Origin of the sequence: Streptomyces sp. LS1784, from assembly GCF_020103755.1 — a bacterium.
GTDB lineage: Bacteria > Actinomycetota > Actinomycetes > Streptomycetales > Streptomycetaceae > Kitasatospora.
The window spans coordinates 1-8924 of the sequence record NZ_JAHSQD010000347.1 but is presented as its reverse complement, the minus strand read 5'-3'; the positions used below and the strand labels follow the sequence as shown (position 1 = coordinate 8924).

Annotated in this window: 9 protein-coding genes; 7 read left to right on the top strand and 2 right to left on the bottom strand. The window is 74.8% G+C overall.

The genetic code is table 11. The annotated features are described in order from the left end of the window. The coding region (locus KS423_RS30260) for a LysR family transcriptional regulator (RefSeq protein ID WP_224282960.1) at positions 1 to 280 on the bottom strand (280 nt) is incomplete at its 3' end. Positions 281 to 469: 189 nt separating this feature from the next. Between KS423_RS30260 and KS423_RS30255 the strand changes: the two genes are divergently transcribed. Further along, on the top strand, positions 470 to 1150 hold the full coding sequence (locus KS423_RS30255; protein ID WP_224282959.1) for a type 1 glutamine amidotransferase domain-containing protein: 681 nt from the start codon (positions 470 to 472) through the stop codon (positions 1148 to 1150). 149 nt (positions 1151 to 1299) lie between these two features. Here KS423_RS30255 and KS423_RS30250 read toward each other — a convergent pair whose 3' ends face one another. Next, positions 1300 to 2829 (bottom strand): carboxylesterase/lipase family protein, encoded by a 1530-nt coding sequence (locus tag KS423_RS30250; protein WP_224282958.1) that lies wholly within the window; start codon positions 2827 to 2829, stop codon positions 1300 to 1302. Between the two features lie 110 nt (positions 2830 to 2939). Between KS423_RS30250 and KS423_RS30245 the strand changes: the two genes are divergently transcribed. The 6 genes from KS423_RS30245 to KS423_RS30220 all read left to right on the top strand — a co-directional run. Further along, positions 2940 to 3569, top strand: a complete 630-nt coding sequence (locus KS423_RS30245) for a TetR/AcrR family transcriptional regulator (RefSeq protein WP_224282957.1) — start codon at positions 2940 to 2942, stop codon at positions 3567 to 3569. Positions 3570 to 3668: 99 nt separating this feature from the next. Beyond that, complete coding sequence (locus KS423_RS30240) at positions 3669 to 4736, top strand: TIGR03617 family F420-dependent LLM class oxidoreductase (protein ID WP_224282956.1); 1068 nt, start codon at positions 3669 to 3671, stop codon at positions 4734 to 4736. A gap of 229 nt (positions 4737 to 4965) precedes the next feature. After that, entirely contained in the window at positions 4966 to 5496 is a 531-nt protein-coding gene (locus KS423_RS30235; RefSeq protein WP_224282955.1) for a hypothetical protein, read from the top strand. Further along, positions 5493 to 7328 (top strand): GMC family oxidoreductase, encoded by a 1836-nt coding sequence (locus KS423_RS30230; RefSeq protein WP_224282954.1) that lies wholly within the window; start codon positions 5493 to 5495, stop codon positions 7326 to 7328. Before KS423_RS30235 ends, KS423_RS30230 begins: the two co-directional genes overlap by 4 nt. Continuing rightward, positions 7325 to 8167, top strand: a complete 843-nt coding sequence (locus KS423_RS30225; protein WP_224282953.1) for a hypothetical protein — start codon at positions 7325 to 7327, stop codon at positions 8165 to 8167. The genes KS423_RS30230 and KS423_RS30225 overlap by 4 nt, the downstream gene beginning before the upstream one ends. A gap of 294 nt (positions 8168 to 8461) precedes the next feature. Next, positions 8462 to 8924, top strand: a 463-nt coding sequence (locus KS423_RS30220; RefSeq protein WP_224282952.1) for a hypothetical protein, incomplete at its 3' end; no start/stop codon positions are given.

Genomic DNA, 8924 nt, shown 5'->3' with positions numbered 1-8924 from the left:
CGCGCCCGCCGGCGAGGCCCGCGAGCTGGTCCAGCGGCACGGCGAGGCGGGCGGCGAGGTCGTCGGAGTACGGCAGCGGGCTGACCCCGCGGGCCCCGCGCTCGAACAGCTCCCGGCCGAGCCGCTGCTCCAGCGCCCGGATCTGCGCGGTCACCGTGGACTGCGACAGGCCCAGCAGGTGCGCGGCCGCGGTGAAGGAGCCCACCCGGTGCACGGCGAGGAAGGTCCGCAGCTGGTTGAGGTCCAGCGGGCCGGAGCCGGTGGTCGGCCGATCGCTCATGCCGGCCAGCCTACGGGATTCCGATGGCTCGACGGCCGGCTCGACGATCCGGGTGAGGCATCGGAATCCCGATGCCTCGCATCGCGAGGCCCATTGGTTCCCGCGGGTGGGGCGCGTCTAGCGTCGACGGGGTGAGCGTCGCGGCAGGTCGTCGCGGCGCAGACCCCGGTACCCCTGGAGGCACACCCCATGGCCGACATCCTGTTCGTCCTGACCGGTTCGAAGGTCTGGACCCTGAACGACGGCACCGCGCACCCGACCGGCTTCTGGGCGGAGGAGGCGGTCGTCCCGTACCGCGCCTTCACCGAGGCCGGTCACCGGGTCACCGTCGCCACCCCGGGCGGCGTCGTCCCGGTCGCGGACCGGGCCGGCCTGACCGATCCGGCGATGGTCGAGGAACTGGCGAAGATCGCCGAGTTCCGGCAGCCGCTGGTGCTGGCCGAGGCCGACCCGGCCGACTACGACGTCGTGTTCTACCCGGGCGGTCACGGCCCGATGGAGGACCTGGCGGTCGACGCGGACTCCGGCCGGCTGCTGACCCGGGCGCTCGCCTCCGGGCGCCCGCTCGGGGTGGTCTGCCACGGCCCGGCCGCACTGCTCGCAGCGCGGACCGAGGACGGCGGCTCGCCCTTCGCCGGATACCGGGTGACCGGCTTCACCAACGCCGAGGAGACCCAGGCCGGCCTGGCCGACCGGGCGCCGTGGCTGCTCCAGGACCGGCTGGTCGAGCTCGGCGTGGACTTCGAGGAGGGCGAGCCCTGGGCGCCGCACGCGGTGGTCGACCGCAACCTGGTGACCGGTCAGAACCCGGCCTCCTCGGCCCTGGTGGCCGCCGGGCTGCTGAAGATGCTGGAGGACGCCGCGAAGTAGCGGCCGCGCGGTGGGCCCCACGCGGGCGGGTGAGCGACGGAGCGTGCGCACGTGTCGTACCCGTCGCTCACCCGTACGGGTGGGGTGTCCAGGACCTGTCGCGGATCCGCCGGACCGGCCCTCGGGCGTCCCGTCGTGCCGGGCTTCCGTCAGCGGAGGCCGTAGGCGGTGAGGGGGTTCCCCGTCCAGATCCGGCGGGCGGCCTGCTCCGGGTAGCGGACGGTCTCCGAGCGGGCGTCCAGGACCCGGGTGAGCTGCCCGTCCGGATCGAAGGCGGGCCACCCCGGGTCGCCGGTGGTGGCGAACCGGACCCAGGCCTGCCGCAGTTCCGCCGAGACCCGGACCGCCTGCGGCGGAGGCGGGTCGCCGAGGACGTGCCGCGCCGTCGGGCTGTCCAGGCTGCCGAAGGCGAGCGGCACGTCCAGACCGTGGCAGGCGCCGAAGACGCCGCCGAGGGCGGGAGCGGGCAGAGCGAGCTCGAAGAGGTACGAGGTGCCGCCGGCAGCCGCGTTGGCCTCGGCCAGCCGGAGGGACGGCACCCGGAAGAGGGCGTCGGAGCTGACGGCTTCGATGAGCTCGGAGGGTGTCGCGCCCGGGAGGGCGGCCCGGTAGGCGTCCGGGCCGCCCGGTGGCGGGGCGAACAGATCCAGCGCGAGCCGGGCCTCCTCCTCGGTGAAGGTGCCGTGCCGTCCGCTGAGGACGCTGAACAGCCGGAACTCGTCCCGGGTGTGGCCGACCAGCAGCTCGACGCCGGCGGTGAGCGCCGACCACGGAGAGCCGGGCAGGACCTCGCCGTCGACCACCGGGACGGTGGCGATGCCGCTGTGCGCCAGCCGGCCCCAGCGCGCGAGGTGCTCCGGCAGCGCGGTGCCGAGTTCGGTGACCGCCGAGGCCAGGCGCCACGGGTGCACCTCGGCCAGCGCGGCGGCGGTGGGGGCCGTGCCGAGCAGCTTCGCGAGCTCGGCGGTGACCTCCGCGGCCAGGGCGGGCGTGCAGTGGTTGCCCGGCACGGTGTGGGCGACGGCTCGCCGGAACAGGCCGCGGGCCTGGTCCATCGTCAGCAGGGCGGCGACCGACCCGGCGCCGGCGGACTGCCCGGCGACGGTCACCTGCGCAGGGTCCCCGCCGAACCCGGCGATGTTGCGCCGAACCCAGTGCAGGGCGGCGATCTGGTCGAGGAAGGCCCGGTTGGCCGGGGCGCCCTCCAGCAGCGCGAAACCCTCGGCGCCCACGCGGTAGTTGATGCTCACCACGACCAGCCCGGCGGAGGCCAGGGCGGTCGGGTCGTACAGCGGGTCGCCGGAGGCCCCGGAGATGAACCCGCCGCCGTGGATCCAGACCAGGACCGGCAGCCCGGCCGCGCCCGGATCGGGTGTGCAGACGTTGAGCGTCAGCCAGTCGGTGTCCTCGGACGTTCCGGGGGACTCGGCGGGCATCGGCCCGGACTGGGGGACGACGGGGCCGAAGGCGGCGGCCTCACGGACGCCGTCCCAGGACTCGGGCTCGACGGGAGCGGCGAAGCGGAGGGCTCCGACGGGCGGCTGGGCGTAGCGGATGCCGCGGAAGACCGCGAGTTCCCGGCCCGCTTGCTGGTCCTGTCGCTGGTCCTGCCCGTGCTGCGGCTCCCAGCAGCCGCGGACGAGTCCTTCGGTGGTGCGGACGACGGGTTGCTCCGGCATGTGGACGCCCCTCCCTCGGAAGGCTTTCCACGTTATCGGTCGACTGTATTGTGTCAAGTGTATGGAAAAGAGTACGCCGCGCGTGGAGAGAGCCCGAGGAGCCGCCGCCCATGCCGAAGCAGGTCGACCACCGGGAACGCCGCGAGATGATCGCCCGTGCGCTGTGGCGGGTCGTGGAGCGGCGCGGCGCCACGCACCTGACGATGCGCGAGGTCGCGCAGGAGGCCGGCATCTCGCTCGGGCAGCTCCAGCACTACTTCGACTCCCGGGCGCAGATGCTCTCCTTCGCGATGGACTTCGCCGGCGAGCAGAGCGCACTGCGGGTCGGCCGGGCACTGGGAGCGCTCGGCGAGCGGCCGCACCCGCGTGACGTGCTGCGGGTCATGCTGGTCGAACTGCTGCCCCTGCACGCCGACGCGCGGGCGACCAGCCGGATGAGCGCCGCCTACGTGCTGGAGGCGCTGCACGACGAGGAGGTCCACGCACGGGCCCGCGGCGGCCTGCTCCAGGGGCGGGCGATGGTCGAGCAGGTGGTCCGGCAGGCGATCGCCGACGGGTACCTGGCGCCCGACCGCGACCCGGTGGTGGAGACCGACCTGCTGCTCGCGCTCACCGGGTTCACCACGCTGCTGGAGCTGGAGGTGGTCGAGCCCGCCGCCGTGCTCGCGGCCGTCGACCGGCACCTGGAACGGCTGTTCGCACTGCCGGGCGGTGCGGGTGGGGCCGGCGGCCGTCGGTGAGGCGGCGGGTGGAGGTGGCGGCGGTCCGTCCGGGACGCGGGCCGAGACGTGGCAGGCTACCCGGGTAGCACCGCCGCCCGCGACCAGGAGCACAACGCCATGGACCGACCCGCCGCCCTCCGCCTCGACGCCACCGCCTCCGGACACCCGGCGGGCATCCTGGACGCCGCTGAGCAGGCCGAACGCCGGGGCATGGACCGGCTGGGGGTCGCCGAGACCGCGTACGACCCGTTCCTCCAGCTCGCCCGCGCGGCCGACCGGACCGAGTCGATCGAGCTGGCCACCGGCATCGCGGTGGCCTTCGCCCGGACCCCGATGACGCTCGCCTACCAGGCCTGGGGGCTGCACGCGGCCTCCGGCGGACGGGCCGTCATCGGGCTCGGCTCGCAGGTCAAGCCGCACATCGAGAAGCGCTTCGGGATGCCCTGGGACCGCCCGGCCGCCCGGATGCGTGAGTACGTGCACGCGGTGCGGGCGATCTGGCACAGCTGGCAGACCGGCGAACGGCTGCGTTTCCGGGGCGAGTTCTACACCCACACGGTGATGACGCCGGTGTTCTCGCCGGACCCGGTCCCGTCCGGGGTGCCGCGCATCCTGCTGGCGGGCGTCGGGCCGCTGATGACCCGGACCGCCGGGGCGGTGGCCGACGGCTTCCTCAGCCACCCGTTCTCCTCTACCGCCTACCTGGCCGAGCAGGTGCTGCCCGGCCTGACGGAGGAGCGGGCCCGGGCCGAGGCGGAGGGGGCCGCATGGACGGAGCGGCCGTTCGAGGTCGTCGGCAGCGTGCTCACCGCCACCGGCCGCACCGAGGAGGAGCTGGCGGTCAACCGGGCGGCCACCCGCGAGCGGCTCGCGTTCTACGCCTCCACGCCGGCCTACCGCCCGGTGCTGGCGCAGCACGGCTGGGAGGGGCTCCAGGAGGAACTGCACACCCACTCGGTGCGCGGGCGCTGGGCGGAGATGGCCGCGCTGATCGACGACGAGGTGTTCGACACCTTCGCGGTCTGCGGTTCGGTCGAGGAGGTCGCCCGGGAGGTCCACCGCCGGTACGCGGGTCTGGTCACCCGGCTGTCCGTCAGTCTGCCCGAGGACGCCGATCCGGAGCTGGGCCTGGACGTCCTGTCGGCGGTCCGGGCGCTGGGCCGACCGGAAGCGGACGCCGGGTGATCGTGGTGGGCGGCTGACCGGGCAAGGAGTGACGAAGTCCGGGCAGATTCGTGCAACGCGTTTCCGGGGGTGAGGGCGGGCGGCAGGATCGCGGTGGCAGGCCGGGCGGTTCGGCGAGGCTCGGCACCCCGGGCCTGCCACGTTGTGGGGCCTGTCGCGCCGTACGGTCCGTTGCGCCGTACGGCCTGTCATGCCTCGGCCACCCGTTGTCGATCGTGGGGGTGCCCGCGTGTCCGTGTCCGACGACCACCCGGCCGACTACGACCTGGCGGAGTGCTGGGACCCCGCCGCGAACGCGTACGTCGACGCCCTGGCCGACCTGGACGAGTTCCTGCGCGTCTGCGCCGAGCTCACCGGCTTCGACGTACCCGAGCTGCGCGCCACCGGCATGGCGGACGAGCACCACCGGACCACGCTGGCCCACCGGGTCCGGGACGAGCACGCCCTGGTCCACCTCTGGTACGTCGGAGCCTGGCCCGGCGAGGCGCCCTCCTCCGCCCGTGCCCACGACCAGGGACTGGTCTGGCGGACCTTCCACGCCACCCCGCCCGGGGCCGCCGCCCCCGGACACGGCAGCTGGGCCGAGGCACCCCGAGGCGCCGAGGTCCCGGGCGGCACTGAGGTCCGGGGAGACGCTGAGGTCCGGGGAGACGCTGAGGTCCGGGGAGGCGCTGAGCCACTGGGCGGAGCCGAGCCGTTGCGGGGAGCCGAGGCCCCCCGACGTGCGGCGGCACCGGACAACGGTGGTGAGGGCCGGTGAGCGCGCGCTGGGACGCCGTCGTGGTCGGAGCGGGCTTCGCCGGGACACTGGTCGCCCACCGCCTCGGCGCACAGGGCTGGCGGGTCCTCGTCCTGGAGGCCGGACGGGCCGCTCCCACCGGCGCCGAGGCCGCCACCGCCCACCGCGCGGCCGGCGGCGGACCACCCACCTCGCCCTACCCGCACAGCCCCGAAGCGCCGTCACCCGACGTCACCGACCTCACCGGACGCCCGGACGGGGGCTTCACCGCCACCGGCCACCTCCGCCAGTACGGGCCGCTGCCCTACGCCAGCGGCTACCTGCGCGTCAACGGCGGCACCGGACTGCTCTGGACCGGGCTCACCCCGCGCATGCACCCCGAGGACTTCCGCACCGGCGACCTCGGCCACGGCCGCAACTGGCCGATCGGCTACCACGACCTGGAACCCCACTACCGCGAGGCCGAACGGGAACTCGGGGTCGCCGCCGACGCCGACGAGCAGCGCCGCGCCGTCGGACTGCCCATTCCGGACGGCTACGACTACCCGATGCGCGCCATCCCGGCCAGCCATCTCGACCGGCAGCTGGCCCGCGCCCTCGACGGCCGGACCGTCCGCGACCCCGCCGTGTCCGGCCCCGCCCGGCTCGCCGTCACCGCCACCCCGCACGCCCGAAACGGCGTGCCGACCAGGCCCGGTTCCGCCGACGGACCGCTCTGCGCGGGCAGCGCGGGCTGTGTCCCGGCCTGCCCGAGCGGCGCCAAGTACACCCCGCTGCGCACCCAGGCCCGCTGGGCGGCCGGGATCGAACTGCGCACGGAGGCCGTCGTCAGCCGGGTGCTCGCCGACCCGGAAACCGGGCGGGTCGGGGCAGTCGAGTACCTCGCGGGCGGCACGGCCCACCGGGTGGAGGCGGACCTGGTCGTCCTCGCCGCGCACGCGATCGAGAACGCCCGGCTGCTGCTCCTCTCCGGCCTGGCCAACCGCAGCGACCAGGTCGGCCGGAACCTGATGGACCACCCGGCCCTGCTCACCTGGGGGCTGATGCCCCGCCCGGTCGGCCCCTATCGCGGCCCCGGGTCCACCAGCGGCCTGGAGGCGTTCCGGTTCGGCCCCGGGCGCGACCGCCGGGCGCCGTTCCGGATCGAGATCGGCAACTGGGGCTGGTCCTGGGCGGGCGGCGCGCCGGAGGCCGAGGCGGCGGCGCTGCTCGCGGAGGGCCTGCGCGGCAAGGAGCTGCGCGAGCGACTCGGTGACCGGCTGGGCCGTCAGTTCTCGCTCCAGTTCGAGCTGGAGCAGCCCGCCGACCCGACCAACCGGGTCACCCTCGACCGGGACCGGTGCGACCCGCTCGGTCTGCCCGGTCCGGTCGTCCGCTACGACCTCTCGGAGTACGTCCGTGACGGGATGGCCTCCGCCCGGGCCGTCTCCGACCAGCTGTTCGCGCTGCTCGGCGCCGAGGACCACACCGCCTACCCGGCGGCCGGATGGCCGGGGCGGCTCGAACACCGGGGAGCCGTCCACGGCTACCGGGGCGCCGGCCACGGGGGCGGAACCCACATCATGGGCGACTCGCCCGCGAACTCGGTCGTGGACCACTGGCAGCGCTGCTGGGACCACCCCAACCTGTACGCCGTCGGCTGCGGCTCGATGCCCTCCCTCGGCACCTCCAACCCCTCGCTCACCATGGCCGCCCTCGCGCTGCGCAGCGCCGAGCGGATGCACCGCGACCTGCTGGACCTGCACCGCCCGGCAGTCGTACCGACCCCGGCCGCCTCCCGTACCCCCGCACCGCGCTCGCCGTCCCCCTCGCCCCTGCCCCCGCTCTCGTCCTCGTCCTCGGAGCCCTCATGACCGGCCTGCCGCTGCCGCCCGTACCGGAGCCGTACCACCTGCCCTTCCACTACGGCGCACTGCACAACATCGGCGTCGACTACCTGGTCGACCGCGCGCGGGCGCGCGAACTGCTCGCCAAGCGTCACCCGGGGCTGAACGTCGCCGCCTTCGACGGCGGGGCCTGCGTCTCGCTCAACTACCAGCTCTACTTCGCCCAGTATCCGAACGGCGGCGGCATCACCCAGGAGCTGGAGATCAACCTGATCGCCCACCCGCTCTTCGCTGAGGAACGGATGCCGGTGGTCAACTACGGCCAGTACGCCAGGGGTTACGACCAGACCAAGCTGCTCGGCATCGCCCGGCTGCACGTGCTCTGCGACAACCCGTCGGCCATCGACGCCGGGCGCCGGCTGTACGCCGAGCCCAAGCACCCGGGCTGGTTCGAGACCACCCTGCCCTCCCTCAACGCGCCGGGCGTGCGTGAACGCTGGTCGGTCTCCTGCCGTCGGGCCGCCCTGGGACCGGACGGACTGAGGCGCCACGAGGAGGAACTCCTGGCCCTGGACGTGAACCTGGTCGGTCTCACCCCCGAATCGGTCAACAACACCCCGATCACCGGCTACGGCACCGACGACGAGGGCAAGCTGCTGGCCGGGCCGCTCAACGTCTACCAGCCCTACCGCTACTACGCCCTGGACGACCGCACCGCGGAACGCGTCCGGCTCGATCTCGGCAACCCCGCCGAGGAGTCCGCCCGCGACCTCGGCCACCTGATCGCCGACGCCCCGGCCGCCGGGGTGTGGACCTACCAGTCCCCGCCGGTCGCCGCCCACAACCGGGCCTACTACGTCCGATGACGGCCCCGGTGTTCGCCTCGGGCGGCACCGCCGTGCGGCGGGACGTCGCCTGCGGTCGGGTCCGGTCGGCCATGCCGTACACCGTCCTCGCGGACGACGGGGCACCCTGACCCTCACCGCCCGCCCGGGCCCGGAGCCCCCGGCCCCGGCCGGCTGGACGCTGCGGCCCGAGGGACCGCTGCCCACCCTCCCGGCCACCGCCCTCAGCACCCCTGCCGAAAGGGGGCTGAGGACGGGTCGGCCGCCTGCTAGGGTCGCGCCTCGACGTGAATGACACGGACGCGGCGGGGCGCGATGGATTCGACGGACACGATGGACGACGCCGAGGCGCTCAAGCACCTCCACGACGGCGGGGACTACCTGCGGCTGGCCGAGCGGACCTCGAATCCGGACGTCCTGCGCCGACTCGCGCAGGGGGAGTACCCGTTCGTCTGGCACGCGATAGCTTCGAATGCCGCCGCGCCCGCCGATCTGCTGGCCTCGCTGTCCACCCGGCGCAACAGCACATGGAACGACAACTGCCTCCTTCGGTTGATCGCCGCCCACCCGGCCCTCACGGGCGCGGCGTTGGATGGTCTGGTCGATCTCGTGGGCGACCGACTGGCGGAGGGCGACCGCCCGTTCGCGGCGGTGCTGGCGCTGGCCCGCCGACCTGAGCTGCCGGCCGAACGGCTGCACCGGCTCGGTCGGCAGCCCGGGGCCTCGGCCAGGCTGCGCCGGGGGATCACCCGGGCGTTGGCGGAGCGTCCGGGCCGCT